The sequence below is a fragment of the Pseudomonas sp. Z4-7 genome, from assembly GCF_051131965.1.
Taxonomy (GTDB): domain Bacteria; phylum Pseudomonadota; class Gammaproteobacteria; order Pseudomonadales; family Pseudomonadaceae; genus Aquipseudomonas.
Genome location: NZ_CP071642.1, coordinates 2,261,846 through 2,276,757 on the forward strand (window position 1 = coordinate 2,261,846; position 14,912 = coordinate 2,276,757).

The window sequence follows — 14,912 nt, forward strand, 5'->3', positions numbered from 1 at the left end:
ATCAATCTTCCTTCCAGGCGGCCAGGCGTTCGCCATAGTGTTCGATTTGCTCGCGTTGGGCCTCGGCGTCGCCGGCAAACGCACCATGCACGACCAGCGGTTCCAGCCAGCGCATATGACAGTAGAGCGCCGTGGCCTGGAGCGGCTGCGCCAGCACGGCAAAGCCGGGGTAGGCGCCCATCCGAAAATGATCGTGTTCGCCACCCGTGGTGACGGCCCACAGCAGGCTTTTGCCGTTCAGGGCCGTGGCGCCTTTGCCGTACGCCCAGCCATGGGTGAAGACTTTGTCGATCCATAATTTGAGCAGGGGCGGCATGCTGTACCAGTACATCGGGTGCTGCAGGACGACCAGCTGTGCCTGTTCGACGGCGCGCTGTTCCGCCTCGACGTCGATGTCGAAATCCGGGTAGAGATCGTAGAGCGAGCGTATGACCACGTCCGGATTGGCGCCGGCGCGCTTGAGCATCTGCTGGTTGACCCGCGACTGGTCGGGGTAGGGATGGGCGTATACGATCAGGATCATCGGGGCAGTTCCAGGCGGCTGGGTCCGGGTCGAAAGGCCGGACATCCTACCGGGGAAGGCGCGTGATGTTTAGGAGATTGTTCCCGGGCGAGCCTTGCCAGGGTCAATTGAGCGGGAGCGAGACCCTGACCTCCAGGCCGCCGCCCCGGCGGTTCCTGAGCGTCAGTGTGCCGCCGTGCTCCAGCACCGTCGCCCGAGCCGCCGACAGGCCCAGGCCGACGCCGCCGGTATTTTTGTTGCGTGAACCCTCGATGCGAAAGAACGGTGCGAAGACCTGCTCATGGTATTCGGGCGCAATGCCCGGGCCGCGATCCTGGATGCGGATCTCGATGCGATCGATGAAGGTCCTGAGTTGAACACTCGGTTCGCTGGCGTATTTGACCGCGTTGTCGATCAGGTTGGTCAGCGCGCGCTTGATCCCGATGGGGCGGCCCACGTAGACCAGCCGCTGGGCGCCCTCGAAAGACACTTCGATGCCGCCGTCCCTGAAATCATCGACGATGGTGTGCAGCAGCTCCGCCAGGTCGAATGCGGTGGCGTGTTCGAGGCGTGCTTCGTCGCGGAAGAATTCCAGCGCGGCGTTGACCATCGCCTGCATCTCGTCGACGTCCCGGAACAACCGCGATTGCTGTTCGGCGTCCTCGATGAATTCGCCGCGCAGGCGCATGCGGGTCAACGGCGCCCGCAGGTCATGAGAGATGGCCGCCAGCATTTGCGTGCGGTCCTGGACGAAATGTTTGAGCTGGGCCTGCATGGCATTGAACGCCAGGATCGCCTGGCGGATCTCGAAGGGGCCGACGACCGGGATCGGCGGCGCCCGGAAGTCCACGCCGAAGCGCCGGGCACCCTCGGCGAAACGCTCCAGCGGGGTTGCCAGGTGCCGCGTGGCAATCAGGGCGACGATGAAGGTCGACAGCAGGATCAACGCGATGATGATCAGGTTGCGCTGCCATTCCCCCAGCCCCCAGCTGCGCGAGCCCACGGAGAAGATGACCCAGGTGTGGTCAGACAGCTCGATGATCACGGCGTAGCGTCTGCCCGGGTCATCAGCGGCCGGCCAGTCGTTGGGCTCGTAGGCCTCGATCCGGGCGTCGGGCCTGTTCAATTGCTGGTGCAGGAACGCCGAGCCTTCGCTGAACTCCGGATCCCCGATCACCGGCAGATGCGCCTCCTCATAGCGCTGCAGCCACTGTACGTTGATCCCGGGGTCGCTGGCGATACGGGCAATGGCGTGCCGTTGGCCGGGATCGGCCGCGTCGATGATGCGCGTGATCGCCGCAGCCTTGTCCATCAGGCCGGTTTCCATCAGGGGAGGGCGCGCCCACGCACCGGCCACCAGGCTGAACAGTTCATTGAGGGCCAGCAGCGTCAGCATCGAGACCATGGTGGTCAGGGCAATCCAGCGCGCCACGGTGTCCCTGGGGCGAGGCATCTTCGAGGGGTTGGCGGTCATCGCTTCACCACGTGAGGGCTGAACAGGTAGCCGCTGTTGCGGATGGTACGGATCATCGACGGCCCCGTGACGTCGGTCTCCAATTTGCGCCGCAGGCGGCTGACCTGCACGTCGATGCTGCGGTCGAATGCGTCGAAGGTTTCGCCCCGGGCCAGGTCCAGCAGTTGCTGGCGGGTGAGGACGCGGCGCGGATGTTCGGCGAAGACCAGTAGCAGTTCGAACTCGCCGGTGGACAGCGGAATCATGACCTTGTCGGGGGAGCGCAACTCGCGACGGGTGACGTCCAGCTGCCAGCCCTCGAATTCCAGCACCGGCCGGGAGATATCGCCCAGGCTGCCCCTGGCTTCGCCGGTACGCCGCAGGACGGCACGGACCCGGGCCAGCAGCTCGCGGGCGTCGAAGGGTTTGGTCAGGTAATCGTCGGCGCCCATTTCCAGGCCGACGACGCGGTCGCTCAGTTCGCCCATGGCGGTGAGCATGATGATCCCGACCCGGTGTTCGGCCCGCAGCCGCTGGCAGAGCACCAGGCCGTTGTCGCCCGGCAGCATGACGTCGAGGATGATCAGGTCGGGCATCCGCCGCTCGACCGCCTGCCACAGCGCCGCGCCGTCGGCGGCCACTTCGACGCTGTAGCCATGTTGTTCGAGGAATTTGCGCAGGAGGGCGAGGACTTCGAGGTCGTCGTCCACCAGGAGTAGGTGGCTCACAGGGGTCACGTCGGGCAATGGATACAGGAGGCGATACTAGGGTCAATCCGCCGCTTGCGTCATATATTTCAATCCGGAAATAAAGCGACCGGCGCGCAACATTGCGGAAATCTTCGGGCAAGAAAACCGCGGCAGGATTGCCTCGATGCCGGCCAGTGAAGCTGTGCACTGAACCTGTGGCGAGGGAGCTTGCTCCCGCTTGAGTGCGAAGCGCTCATGGATTTTTAGGGCCGCTTCGCGACCCAGCGGGAGCAAGCTCCCTCGCCACGGGTTTGGTGTTCGGCTTTCAACTGGCAGGCAGCCCTTATTCCTCGCCGAGATAATTCTGTATGCCGATCGCCAGACCCGCGCTGCTTGTTCGATCCACCGTCGTCGTTGCGCTGGCGGCGTTTGCCAGCGGTTGCAGCAGCACGCCGCCCGCGACACCGGGCAGCTGCGAGAATATGCCCTATGCCGTGCATGATCCGGCGGAACCGGTGAACCGCGGCATCTTCGCCTTCAACCGTACCGTGGACGACTATGCCCTGGCCCCCATCGCCCGTGGTTATCGCAAACTGCCAGAGATGTTCCAGAGCGGCGTGCACAACTTCGTCGCCAACTTCGGCGAGCCCAAGGTCTTCATCAACGATTTGCTGCAAGGCAACGGCGAGCGCTCGGTCACCACTCTGGGCCGTTTTGTCATCAACACCACGGTGGGCATCGTCGGGCTGATCGACGTGTCGGGCAAGATGGGCATCGCCCGTCACGAATCCGATTTCGGCCAGACTTTCGGCGTCTGGAATATCGCTCCGGGGCCGATCGTGGAATTGCCATTGTTCGGCACTGGCAACCTGAGGGACGCGACTGGCAAAGTGGTGAGTTTCGCGGTGGACCCGTTCGGCAGCAACAGCGATACCGTCGAAACCCTGGGCACGATCAAGACCGTGGGCGGCGTCGTCGATGGCCGCGCCGAGGCGCTGCCGCTCACCGACAAATTGCAGACCCAGGCCGATTACTACGTGGCGCTGCGAGACGCGGTCGCCCAGCGGCGCGCCGATTTTGTCGCCGACGGGAAACTGGGAGCCGTCCAGGACAACCCGCAATGCCAGGAACAGGGTGCCGGGGATGAATAGCCAGGCGCTGGTCCTGCATCGTCGAGTGAAGACACTCGACCAAGGTGCGTTGCATTGCCGCGAAGTCGAGTTGCGGCTCGCCGAGGATGGCCGGCATGTGCTGCTCAGCCGCTACGTCGAATGGTACGACCCCGAGCAAGCCGGCTTGTGCGCCACCCAGCACTATCGCGTGCCGCTGGCGAGCATGATTCGGTGGATGATCAATAACGGCGAACGAGGGGAGGGCCACTGACAGCGGGTTCAATAATGGCTGTTTGCCGCCCGAGCAGTGATGAAACATTTTTACATACTCTCGATAAATTAGAGTTGTACGATGTCGTACGAAATATGGTCGACTGTGTCCGTTTCTCACAAAAAAAACAACGGAGACTCCATCCATGTCGAGCATACCTTCCGTCGAAGGGCAGGCTGCAGCCCCCGCGCAAAGCCGCTTCGTACGACTGTTGAAGCTTCTAGGCCCGGGCATCATCGCGGTACTTTCCTGGCTGGGCGCAGGCGACCTCATCACCTCATCCGTAGCCGGTGCCAACTACGGCTACGCCATGATGTGGGTGCTGGCGGTGTCTCTGCTGCTGCGCTACCTGATCGTCAACATCATCGCGCGCTTCCAGCTTTGTAATAACCAGGGCATGACCATCCTGCAGGGCTACGCGCAACTCAATCCGTTTTTTGCCTGGTTCATGCTGGTGTATGCGCTGCTCATGGGGCACCTGATGAATGCCTACATGATCAAGGGTGCCGGCGAGGCCTTGGCGATGCTGCTCAAGACCGATTATCCGCTGCTCTGTTCGGTGGCGGTGGTGCTGGCGGTGTGGATGCTCGTCGGGCGCAATATCTATTCGATGATCGAAGGCGTGATGAAGGCGCTGCTGGCGATCATGACTTTGGCGTTCCTGGCCCTGGCGGTGATGTCCGGCCCGGATGTCGCCGGTATCGTCAAAGGCACCATCGGCTTCAGCATTCCGCCGGATGAAGGTGTGCACGGTGCGCTGCTGGTGGCGGTCTCGGTGATCGGCGCGGTGGCGGGTTCCATCGCCAACTTCGTTCATCCCTACGTGATGCGCCAGAAAGGCTGGGTGGGTCCGGAGCACAAGCGCATCCAGCGCAACGACCTGCTGTTTGCGGTGTTCGTCGGGATCATCATCAACCTGGCGATCTGGATCGTCGGCGCGGAGATCCTGCGGCCCAACGGCATCGAAGTCAAAACCCTGGGTGACCTGGGCAAGGCCCTGGAAATCTTCTTCGGCCCGATTGGCTGGTATGTGTTCTTCATCGGTGTCTTCGCCACGCTGTTCGCCAGTATTTCCGGCAAGACCACGGCGTTCCCGATGCTCATCACCGACGCCTTCCAGCACGTACGCCCCGAGCGTCGTGAGCGCTATGGCAAAGAGTTCCACCGTGACCCGATGCACAAGTGGTTCATGCTGTTCATCCTGGTGACGCCGCTGATCTGGTCCTTGCCCGGCATGCCGGACTTCGTGACCCTGACCATTGGTGTCAACGCCCTGAACATCATCGGCCTGCCGGTGATCTCCCTGGGCCTGTTGATCATGTCCAACCAGAAGTCGCTGCTGAGCAAGGAATACCGCAACAACCTGTTCGAGAATATCGCGCTGGTATTCGCCACTGGCCTGGCGTTGTGGGTCGCGTTCCAGCTGGGCGTCGATCTGTTTACCTGAGGTCTGCTCATTCATCTCTGGAGGGGCTGCTAGACTTCACGGTCCAGCCCCTTGCGGAGAATCCGGATGAACAACAAGAACAGGATCTGTCTCTGGTATGACGGCACCGCTCAGGAAGCTGCGCAGTTCTACGCGGCTACCTTTCCCGACAGTGCGGTGAACGCCATCCACCACGCGCCCGGCGACTACCCGGCGGGCCAGGAGGGCGACGTGCTCACCGTGGATTTCACCGTGATCGGCATCCCCTGTATCGGCCTGAATGGCGGGGCGATGTTCAAGCACAACGAAGCGTTTTCTTTCCAGGTGGCCACCGATGACCAGGCCGAAACCGACCGCTTGTGGAACGCAATCATCGACAACGGCGGCCAGGCGAGCGCCTGCGGATGGTGCAAGGACAAGTGGGGCGTGTCGTGGCAGATCAGCCCGCGGGTGCTGGTCGAAGCCATCACCAGCGCCGACAAAGCCGCCGCCAGGCGCGCCTTCGAAGCCATGATGAGCATGACCAGGATCGATATTGCAGCGATTGAGGCGGCGGTGAGGGGCTGACCGGCAGTACCCCCATTGATGCAAGCTGAACTACCGCTATCGCGAGCAAGCTCGCTCCCACATGGGCTCCATGGGGAGACCGAACCTTGAGTTCACACCTCTTCCCTGTGGGAGCGAGCTTGCTCGCGATGGCGCCGGTACTGTCGATACAGCTATCAGCTCCCGGTGGTTTCCGGCAACCGGGCAATCACCTTGATCTCGAACTGAAAACCATACAACCACGTCACGCCCACCGCCGTCAGCGTCGGGTGCGGCGCGTTGCCCCAGAATTCCGGCACGACGCTCCAGACTCGCTCGAATATCGACTGCGGATCGACCATGAAGACCGTCACGTCAACCACATCGTCAAAGCTGCAATCGGCAGCCGCCAGGATCGCCTTCAGATTGTTGAACGCACGCCGGACCTGATCCTCCAGGAGCGGCTCCGGTGAACCGTCCTCGGTACTGCCGACCTGCCCGGAGACGAACAGGAAACCATTGGAACGAATCGCCGGCGAGTAACGGTTGCGCTCGTAGAGCGCCTGGCGGCCGGCTGGGAAAACAACGTCGCGCTGTGTCATGGGTGTCTCCATCAAATGAGCCGCAAGCGGCGGGAAATCAACGATGAAGTCACTCTAGGGGCTTGTGTCCGGGCGATAAACGAGCAACCTTGGCGATCACTGTTTGTAGAACCCAAACAATCCGAGGCACCCATGGATCGTTTCGATGCGATGCAGGCGTTCGTACGTGTCGTGGAGGCGGGCAGTTTCACCAAGGCCGCCGAGACCCTGCACATGAGCAAGACCACCGTGACCCAACTGGTGCAGCAGCTGGAGGCGCGGCTGCGCGTCAGGCTGCTCAACCGCACCACCCGCAAGGTCAATGTCACCGCGGACGGCGCGGTTTTCTACGAGCGGGCGATTCGCCTGCTGGCCGACCTGGACGACGCCGAAACCAGCTTGTCCACTGCCCAGTCGCTGCCCCGTGGACGGCTGCGGGTGGACGTGCCGAGTCCGCTGGCCGCGATGATCCTGGTGCCGGCATTGCCGGGTTTCTATCAGCGCTACCCGGACATCCAGATTGACCTGGGCGTCAGCGATCGCATCGTCGACATGCTCGACGAAAATGTCGATTGCGTGGTGCGCGGCGGTGAACTGAAAGACCAGTCACTGATCGCCCGGCGGGTCGGCGACCTGGCCCTGGGCGTCTTTGCGGCGCCGAGTTACCTGGCGCGCGAGGGCATCCCCCTGCATCCCCGGGAGCTGGAAGATTCCGCGCACCGCATCGTCGGTTTCCTCTGGGCGCGCACCGGCAAGGCGCTGCCTTATGCCATGCACAAGGATGACGAACACCTTCATATCAAGGGCCGCCATGCGCTCGCCGTCGACGATGGCAACGCTTATCTCGCAGCCGGCCTGGCGGGGCTGGGCGTGTTATGGCTGCCCCAGTACATGTCCCGCCCACACGAAGCGCAAGGCGCGCTGGTGCCGCTGTTCGAAGGCTGGCGCCTGGAGTCGATGCCGCTTTACGTGGCTTACCCGCCGAACCGGCACATCAGCGCCAAGCTGCGGGTATTCATCGACTGGGTGGTGGAGCTGATGGCGCAACATGCGCCTATTATTGGTCGGCCTGTGTCATGAAAATTTTCTCGAATGCAGAGGAGATCGACGATGGACCGATTCACTGGCGGTTGCCTGTGCGGCAACGTGCGCATTGAAGCTTCAGGGCGGCCATACCGGGTTGGCCTGTGCCACTGCCTGGATTGCCGCAAACACCATGGCGCACTGTTTTTCGCCGCCGCCGTGTTCCCCCGGGACGCGGTGACCGTCAGTGGTGAAACCCGGGATTATGCCGGACGTTTTTTCTGCCCCCACTGCGGCTCGTCCGTCTTCGCCCGCAGCGGCGACGAGGTCGAAGTCAACCTGGGCACGCTGGATGCGCCCGACCAACTGATGCCCACCTACGAAAGCTGGACCGTGCGCCGCGAATCCTGGTTGCCGGCGTTTCCACTATCACGGCGCTATGAACATGATCGCGAGGGCACGGGGCGGTTTGAGGGGTAGGGTGCTCCTGGCCAGGCAGAGCCTCAGGCTGGCTCCCCTATGCACCACTGTTGGACTTTGTTTTCGTCGTAAGGTCGAGTGACCTCATGTCCATGCTCGATGAAGTGCGTTGGAACGTGCAGGGCGAGCTTGTCGCTGAGCCGTTGCGGTTCGAGCGCGTTGGCTTCGCCCAGAAAACGTAGGTAGTAGTCCTGGTCGTAGAAAATCGTGACTTCGCTTTCAAACACCCATGGCCATGTCAGCAGGCACGCGACTCGGTAGTAGCCCTGTGAACGGTCGGCGGCACTGGACAGATGCGTTGCAGCTTCAAGCAGTTGCTGGATACAAAAGGCCTGGGCTTCGATCCTGGCTCGATCGCCTTCGACCAGGAGTTCGTGGACCGGAATCTTCCAGTTTGCATAGCGCCTGTCTTCCGGCCTCGGATAAAAATTGCCTTCAAAGCCCGATGCCCAGCGCTCGATCGAGCGAAGGCGACGGTGGAGGCCCCTGAGTGGTTTTCCGTTGATGCTGATTTGCCGCATTGTTGAGCCCTGCCGAATTTGGGCGATCATTCTCTGGGGCCGGATGGGACAATCCAAGGCCTACATCGAGGAATTCAGTGTCATTTGATTTCGCTCAATGACTGGGTCAGGTAGCAGTAGTGCAACGCGAAGGCTGAACGGGGCTTGTTTGCTTACCGGTGCTACGCCATCGCGAGCAGGCTCGCTGCCACAGGGGTTTGGCGGTGGACATAGGATCGAAGGCCGCCCCGAATCCAGTGTGGGAGCGAGCCTGCTCGCGATGGCGGCCCAGAACCTTGCCCATCCTCTGTGGTCAGCCCAGATACGCCTTGGGAACCGAGGAACGGGGAAATGGACCTGGCCGAGCAATACCGCAATTACATCGACTGCCTGAATGACCGTCGCTGGCAGGAACTGGGCAATTTTGTCGACGATAGCGTGCAATACAACGGCGAACCGGTGGGTTTGGCGGGCTATCGGGCGATGCTGGAAAACGACGTGAGGACCATTGCGGACTTGCGTTTTATTATCGACCTGCTGGTAGTCGAACCGCCGAATGTCGCGGCCCGGCTGCTGTTCGATTGCTCGCCGCGCGGCCGGTTTCTCGGGCTTGAGACCGATGGCCGGCGGATTCGCTTTTCCGAGAATGTGTTCTACGCCTTCGATGGCGGAAAAATCGTTCGCGTGTGGTCGGTCATCGACAAGGCGGCGGTGGAAGCGGCGCTCCAACGCGAAAGCCCTTCCGGAGAAGGGCTTTGAGCACAAATGAATGATTGAGTGAATGAATGTGGGAGCGAGCCTGCTCGCGAAAGCGGTGGCACAGCTTGCAGAGGTGTTGAATCTGCTGCCGTCTTCGCGAGCAGGCTCGCTCCCACAGGTTATCTCCCACCCAGTTATCCGCGATCGTTTTCCGGGGGTTATTCCTTGAGGAAAGTCACCAGGTCCTGGTTCAGGCGATCCTTGTGCGTCTCGGTCAAGCCGTGCGGCGCGCCTGGGTAGACGATCAATCGAGCGCCCTTGATCAGCGCCGCCGAAGCCCGGCCTGAGGCATTGATGGGCACGATCTGGTCGTCGTCACCGTGGATCACCAGCGTCGGCACGTCGAATTTTTTCAAGTCGCCGCGAAAGTCGGTCGCCGAGAACGCCGCGATCGAGTCATAGGTGTTCTTGCTGCCACCTTGCATGCCCTGCGCCCAGAACGACTGGATCAGGCCTTGGGATGGCTTGGCACCCTTGCGGTTGTAGCCATAGAACGGGCCGGAAGCGATGTCCAGGTACAGCTGCGAACGGTTCTCCAGGGACGCTTTGCGCAGGCCGTCGAAGACTTCGAGTGGCAAGCCGCCGGGGTTGGTGTCGGCCCTGAGCATCAGCGGCGGCACCGAGGACACCAGCACGGCTTTCTTGACTCGACCGGTGCCGTGGCGACCGATGTAACGCGCCACTTCGCCGCCCCCCGTCGAGAAGCCGACCAGGGTCACGTCCTTCAGGTCCAGCGCTTCGATGACTGCCGCCAGGTCGTCGGCGTAGTGGTCCATGTCGTTGCCTTCCCACGGCTGGCTGGAGCGACCATGACCGCGACGGTCGTGCGCAATCACGCGGTAGCCCTTGGAGGCGAGGAACATCATCTGGCCTTCCCAGCTGTCGGAGTCCAGCGGCCAGCCGTGGCTGAAGGTGACGACCTGGCCGTTACGCGGGCCCCAATCCTTGTAATAGAGCTGGACGCCATCCTTGGTGGTGATGTAGCTGGACGACTGCACCACGCTGCCGACGGCCGAGGCCGGGGCACCGGCTTGTACGGGCGTCGCCGCCTCGGCGCCGACGGTGGCCAGGGCCAGGGTTGCGATAGCCAGGGTGCGGTTGAAGGTGTTCATCGTTTCTCTCTCCATAAGGGGTGTTTGATCTGCCGGGATCGTCATCGATCGCGTTGGTGGGCAGATTAGAGAGAGCGCAGCGCAACGAGAACGGCGCTGGCGTTGATAGCAACTATGGGGATTTCGGATACCTGCGGAATCTCAGGAGACCTCAGGGCTCCAGATACCTGCAAGATCACCGTGGCGAGGGAGCTTGCTCCCGCTGGACTGCGTAGCAGTCCCAATGGGCTGGATGCGGTTTTGCAGGTATACCGGGTGATTCGGTATTACGACGGCTGCGCCGCCGAGCGGGAGCAAGCTCCCTCGCCACAGAAGCAGTAAAAATTGCAGGTGTGATCACCCAAACGAAGGCATCGGCCCCAACGATTTGATCACCCAGGCGATCACCGCTGCGGCAATCAGCACCGCTGCCAGCAGCCCGATAAACAGCCACTTGACGACTTTCACCCACCTCGGCGTCCCGGAACTCGGCGGGAGCGTTTCGGCCGCCGCCTGCCTCATCGACTCGGAGCAGCGTTTGCACTCACCGTTATCAGCGAGAATAAGGGCTCCGCAGTAAACACAATTTTTCATGGTATATCCGAGGATCGAGGACGTTTGTGCGACGACGAAATATCGCCGCACCAGAGGCTTAGTATTTATAGACGATGCCCAGCCTGCCGAGGATTTCCAACGCATTGACCAGGCCCAGGCCGTTCATGGGCAGGCAGGCAAATGCTTGGTATTCATCGAAATGGGTGCCGATGGCCAGCAGCTTCAAATCGTGGGGTTCCAGCTGCGCGTTGAAGTACTGCAGCAGTGCGCGCTCCCAATCGTCGGCGCGGTTCACGGCGTCAACGGTCTTGCTGTCCGGGGCAGGGATTTCGATGCTCAGTTGCTTTAACGGGGCGAGGGCATTGATGGCGTAGACGCCTGAGGACGACCACTCCTTCCATTCGAATTCAGCCAGCTGCCCGGCCTCGGAAAGCGCCGATTGCACTTGCGTCCAGGCCCAATCCCACTCGCCGGTAGGGGCCGGCATGTTGTCGATCAGCGCTTGCGCCTGCGCCTCGTCGAAAAGTCCATCGAACAGGTCGGCCAGCGTATCGGCCAGATCCACGGGTGGCCCGTTGCCTTGGGTGTCGAGGTCGAGGCTCAAACGCTGCCAGAGACCGCCAAGTTCGGCCCAATCGTCATCGTCCATGTCGTCATCGATCACTTGGGCCTTGTGGCCCCGGTGGTAATTGTCCAGCCGCGTCTTGCGCACCCGGACCGCGCCTTCGAGGACATCCACTGCATAACTGCTGTGGTCCAGGTAGTTGGTCTGGAAAACGATGCGATCGGGAAACAGGTCATGGACCAGGCTTTCTTCCGCGTCGAAGTACGACGCACCCTCAAGGGTGCCGTGGGCGGCGGTGATGCGCTGAAGCGCCAGTGGATCGATGGGGTTGGTGGTCATCTACTTCACACTCTTGATGTGCATGTCGATGGAAGTGGAGTCGCTTTTGTCGGTACTGGCATGGAAAAAGAAGCCGTAGTCGACCAGATAGTAATAGTGATCGAAGGGGACGGGGCCGGGGCTCGGGCGCTGTTCCTGGCAGCTCATGGCCTTGGCCTGGCCGCTCAGCGCCGGGTTCAGTTGTTTGGCCGGCAATTCGCGGTCGATGCGACAGTCGACGACTTTCGGCTCCGTGCCCAACGTGCCGATGATGTTGCTGGTGAGACTGCCTTGCCGAGTGAAACCCAATTGACCGCCCACCGGCATGTGTTGCCAATCACCCCGAAAAGTCAGGCTGTCGATCACTGCGGTGTTCCGAGACGCCTTGGCCTGCTCCAGGCCTGACAACGTGAGCAGGCCACGCCAGCTGATCATGCGGCCGTCGAGATTTTCGCTTTTGTGTGTAATGCGCAGTTGGCGGGTGGCAGGGTCGCTCGACAGAAAATATTCGGTACGCTCCGGCCGGCTTTCCTTGGGGTAGTTGACAGTGCCGGCCAGTTCCACGTAGCTCAGCGTCTTGACCGGCGCGGGCATGTTCAGTTGTTCGATACTTTTCAGCACGTCCGGGTTGATGACCGGAAGGCCATCGGCCGCCAACGGTACGCTGCGGAACGTGAAGACCGGCGCGTTGAGCGGTTTTGTCCGGGACTGCTGGCTGGCACAAGCGGCCAGTGCGATGCAGGCGATGCCAAGGATAAGACGTTGCACAGGTGTCTCCGGAAGTCCATTCGAGGGAGGCGTGACGGGGTGCTGATGCCTGTCACAGGCAGGGATCAGCTTTCAGGGGAAACGGTCGCCTCTGGATCGGCTTCAGCCGCCTTGAGTCGGTCGGCTTTGCTGATGTATCGGTCCTTGCTCTTCGGCGCCAGCTTGGCACTGGCCTTTTTTGCATTGGCCTTGAGTAGCTGGTTGATCTTTTTACGGCGATTCATGTTTTCTACTCGGCTTGTCCGATTGGGAAGCGGCTGCGGTGACGTATCGTAAGTGCGAAAGGGGGCGGTGGCTAGGGTTCGGGTTCCCGCGTCGTCTTTTGTGAACGGCTGCGCCTATCCCTTGAGCACCAACGACATGTCCGGGTACCTGGCGCAAAGGAAATCGACGAAGGCGCGGACCTTCGGCGCCGCCAGGCGCCTGGATGTGTGCAAGACCCAGAGTTGCGGTTCGACGCCGGTCACGGTGCCCCATTGGACCAACTCACCGCGGGCCAGTTGATCCCACGCGATCGATTGGGGAATGAGCGCAGCACCACCGCCGGCGATCGCGGCGTCGCGGATCATCAGGAATGAGGAAAACTGCAGATTGGGGATGGGCTCCAGCACCAGTTCCCCTCCATCGAGCGTCCAGTGGGTGGGCTGGAAGCTCGGCATCACGATGCCGGGAACCGGGCGGATCGCGCCGGGTTCTGGCCTGGGTATGCCTGGGGCGGCTACGACCACCAGCCGGTCCTTGGCGAAGCAGCGCCCGACCAGGCTGCTGTCCGGGCTCGGATTGATCCGGATGGCGACGTCGAATTGATCCTCGACGAGGTCCACCAGCCGATCTTCCGCCACCACTTCGAGGGTGACTTGCGGGTAGGCCGCACAAAACTCGGCACCGATCCGACCCATCGCCAACTGCGAGAACAGCACCGGGGAGGCGATACGCAGGCGTCCTCGTGGCGTCGACCCTCCGTCACGCGCGGCCGTCAACGCCTCCGCCACCTCGGCCAGCGGCCCCTCGGCCCGGGCCAGCAGTGTTTCGCCGGCTTCAGTCAGCTTCAGGCCTCGCGCGCTGCGCTCGATCAGCCTCACACCCAATTGCTCTTCGAGCTCGGAGATGCGCCGCGACAAGGTCGCCTTGGACCGGCCGCTTGCTCTGCTTGCCTTTCCCAATCCCTCGCTGCTGGCGACGAGTGTGAAATCGATCAGTGCATTCAGGTTCATCGCTGTTCCAGATTTGAGACATGGCGTCTACATATTGTGGTCTTCGTTTTGCGGATGCAACGGCTTATCTTTTTTCCAACGCGGTTCGATTCATCCACTTGCATCCACTTCTGGAGATTCACATGAGCATTCTCGTCATCGGCGCCACCGGCACCATCGGTTCACTCGTCACGCAAGGCCTCGCCGACGCGGGCGCCGAGGTGAAAGCCCTGGTGCGCCAAACGGGTAAACGCGCCTTTGCGGCCGGTGTCACGGAAGTTGTCGCGGACCTGACCGATGTCCCGTCGCTGCGCGCTGCGCTGTCGTCGGTACGTACGCTGTTCCTGCTCAACGCCGTGACGCCCGATGAGGTCACCCAAGCCCTGATCACCCTGAACCTCGCCCAAGAGGCAGGCATCGAGCGCGTCGTCTACCTCTCGGTGATCCACGCCGACCGGTTCACCAACGTCCCGCATTTCACCGGCAAGCACACGGTTGAACGCATGATCGAAAGCCACGGCATCGCCGCGACGATCCTGCGCCCGGCCTACTTCATGCAAAACGAACGCATGGTCCAGCAAACGATCCAGGACTACTCGGTGTACCCGATGCCGATTGGCTCGGCGGGCGTCTCGATGGTCGATGCGCGCGATATCGCCGATGTCGCCGTGGCCGAGTTGCTGCGCCGTGACAGGGCTTCGGCACCGCTGGAGCGGATCACCCTGGATCTGGTCGGCCCGCAAGCGCTGACCGGGGCGTCGGTGGCGAAGATCTGGAGCGCCGCGCTGGGGCGCGAGATTGCCTACGGCGGTGACGATTTGGCGGCCTTCGAAGCGCAGATGGCTTCGTTCGGTCCCGCCTGGTTGGCTTATGACATGCGCCTGATGATGGCCGGCATCCAGCAGCTCGGCATGACCAGCGAAGGCGCCGTCGACCGGTTGCAGGCCATCCTCGGCCGTCCGCTGCGCAGCTATGAGGCATTTGTTCGCGAGGCGGTTGCCGGAGAGTAGGCCGCCGGAGCAAAGCGTCACTGCTGCATGTTGTGCAGCAATGATCTGCAATCCGCCTGTCTTGTTCATTTCGGGATCGCTTCTCACACTG

At 62.0% G+C, this 14,912-nt stretch carries 18 protein-coding genes; 8 read left to right on the plus strand and 10 right to left on the minus strand.

Annotation, left to right across the window (positions count from 1 at the left end; all coding sequences use genetic code 11):
* Window position 1 precedes the first annotated feature (1 nt).
* The 3 genes from kefF to J3P91_RS10245 form a co-directional block, all read right to left on the minus strand.
* On the minus strand, window positions 2-523 hold the full coding sequence (gene kefF / locus J3P91_RS10235; protein ID WP_434603824.1) for a glutathione-regulated potassium-efflux system oxidoreductase KefF: 522 nt from the start codon (window positions 521-523) through the stop codon (window positions 2-4).
* A 103-nt stretch (window positions 524-626) separates the two neighbouring features.
* Window positions 627-1,976, minus strand: coding sequence for a HAMP domain-containing sensor histidine kinase (locus J3P91_RS10240; protein WP_434603827.1), 1,350 nt, complete (start codon window positions 1,974-1,976; stop codon window positions 627-629).
* Complete coding sequence (locus J3P91_RS10245; protein ID WP_434568965.1) at window positions 1,973-2,683, minus strand: response regulator; 711 nt, start codon at window positions 2,681-2,683, stop codon at window positions 1,973-1,975. Before J3P91_RS10245 ends, J3P91_RS10240 begins: the two co-directional genes overlap by 4 nt.
* A 329-nt stretch (window positions 2,684-3,012) precedes the next feature.
* On the opposite strand from J3P91_RS10245, the gene J3P91_RS10250 reads away from it, so the two are divergent.
* The 4 genes from J3P91_RS10250 (at window position 3,013) to J3P91_RS10265 (ending at window position 6,020) form a co-directional block, all read left to right on the plus strand.
* Window positions 3,013-3,795 carry an MlaA family lipoprotein gene (locus J3P91_RS10250; RefSeq protein ID WP_434603830.1) on the plus strand — a complete coding sequence of 261 codons (783 nt, stop codon included), beginning with the start codon at window positions 3,013-3,015 and terminating at the stop codon, window positions 3,793-3,795.
* A complete protein-coding gene (locus J3P91_RS10255; protein WP_434603833.1) occupies window positions 3,788-4,027 on the plus strand; it encodes a hypothetical protein in 240 nt (79 codons plus the stop codon). The genes J3P91_RS10250 and J3P91_RS10255 overlap by 8 nt, the downstream gene beginning before the upstream one ends.
* Window positions 4,028-4,172: 145 nt before the next feature.
* Window positions 4,173-5,474, plus strand: a complete 1,302-nt coding sequence (locus J3P91_RS10260) for an Nramp family divalent metal transporter (protein ID WP_434603836.1) — start codon at window positions 4,173-4,175, stop codon at window positions 5,472-5,474.
* A gap of 66 nt (window positions 5,475-5,540) precedes the next feature.
* Window positions 5,541-6,020, plus strand: a complete 480-nt coding sequence (locus J3P91_RS10265) for a VOC family protein (RefSeq protein WP_434568961.1) — start codon at window positions 5,541-5,543, stop codon at window positions 6,018-6,020.
* 155 nt (window positions 6,021-6,175) lie between these two features.
* Here J3P91_RS10265 and J3P91_RS10270 read toward each other — a convergent pair whose 3' ends face one another.
* Window positions 6,176-6,580 (minus strand): RidA family protein, encoded by a 405-nt coding sequence (locus tag J3P91_RS10270; RefSeq protein WP_434603839.1) that lies wholly within the window; start codon window positions 6,578-6,580, stop codon window positions 6,176-6,178.
* A gap of 132 nt (window positions 6,581-6,712) precedes the next feature.
* Between J3P91_RS10270 and J3P91_RS10275 the strand changes: the two genes are divergently transcribed.
* Window positions 6,713-7,639 carry a LysR substrate-binding domain-containing protein gene (locus J3P91_RS10275; RefSeq protein WP_434603840.1) on the plus strand — a complete coding sequence of 309 codons (927 nt, stop codon included), beginning with the start codon at window positions 6,713-6,715 and terminating at the stop codon, window positions 7,637-7,639.
* 30 nt (window positions 7,640-7,669) lie between these two features.
* Window positions 7,670-8,062 carry a GFA family protein gene (locus J3P91_RS10280; protein WP_434568958.1) on the plus strand — a complete coding sequence of 131 codons (393 nt, stop codon included), beginning with the start codon at window positions 7,670-7,672 and terminating at the stop codon, window positions 8,060-8,062.
* A 23-nt stretch (window positions 8,063-8,085) separates the two neighbouring features.
* On the opposite strand, the gene J3P91_RS10285 is transcribed toward J3P91_RS10280, so the two are convergent.
* Window positions 8,086-8,613 carry a DUF3916 domain-containing protein gene (locus J3P91_RS10285; RefSeq protein ID WP_434603842.1) on the minus strand — a complete coding sequence of 176 codons (528 nt, stop codon included), beginning with the start codon at window positions 8,611-8,613 and terminating at the stop codon, window positions 8,086-8,088.
* Between the two features lie 300 nt (window positions 8,614-8,913).
* On the opposite strand from J3P91_RS10285, the gene J3P91_RS10290 reads away from it, so the two are divergent.
* The gene (locus J3P91_RS10290; RefSeq protein WP_434603844.1) at window positions 8,914-9,321 is read left to right on the plus strand and encodes an ester cyclase; all 408 of its coding nucleotides are present in this window, start codon (window positions 8,914-8,916) and stop codon (window positions 9,319-9,321) included.
* Between the two features lie 158 nt (window positions 9,322-9,479).
* Here the strand turns inward: J3P91_RS10290 and J3P91_RS10295 are convergent, their stop codons facing one another.
* The 5 genes from J3P91_RS10295 to J3P91_RS10315 all read right to left on the minus strand — a co-directional run bounded on the left by J3P91_RS10295 (window position 9,480) and on the right by J3P91_RS10315 (window position 13,832).
* Window positions 9,480-10,433 carry an alpha/beta fold hydrolase gene (locus J3P91_RS10295; RefSeq protein ID WP_434603846.1) on the minus strand — a complete coding sequence of 318 codons (954 nt, stop codon included), beginning with the start codon at window positions 10,431-10,433 and terminating at the stop codon, window positions 9,480-9,482.
* 631 nt (window positions 10,434-11,064) lie between these two features.
* A complete protein-coding gene (locus J3P91_RS10300) occupies window positions 11,065-11,871 on the minus strand; it encodes a DUF6630 family protein (RefSeq protein ID WP_434603847.1) in 807 nt (268 codons plus the stop codon).
* Window positions 11,872-12,618 carry a hypothetical protein gene (locus J3P91_RS10305; RefSeq protein ID WP_434603848.1) on the minus strand — a complete coding sequence of 249 codons (747 nt, stop codon included), beginning with the start codon at window positions 12,616-12,618 and terminating at the stop codon, window positions 11,872-11,874.
* Window positions 12,619-12,683: 65 nt separating this feature from the next.
* Window positions 12,684-12,842, minus strand: coding sequence for a DUF2986 domain-containing protein (locus J3P91_RS10310; RefSeq protein ID WP_434603849.1), 159 nt, complete (start codon window positions 12,840-12,842; stop codon window positions 12,684-12,686).
* 114 nt (window positions 12,843-12,956) lie between these two features.
* A complete protein-coding gene (locus tag J3P91_RS10315; protein ID WP_434603850.1) occupies window positions 12,957-13,832 on the minus strand; it encodes a LysR family transcriptional regulator in 876 nt (291 codons plus the stop codon).
* Window positions 13,833-13,954: 122 nt separating this feature from the next.
* On the opposite strand from J3P91_RS10315, the gene J3P91_RS10320 reads away from it, so the two are divergent.
* Entirely contained in the window at window positions 13,955-14,821 is an 867-nt protein-coding gene (locus J3P91_RS10320) for an NmrA family NAD(P)-binding protein (protein WP_434603852.1), read from the plus strand.
* The last annotated feature ends 91 nt before the right edge of the window (window positions 14,822-14,912 follow it).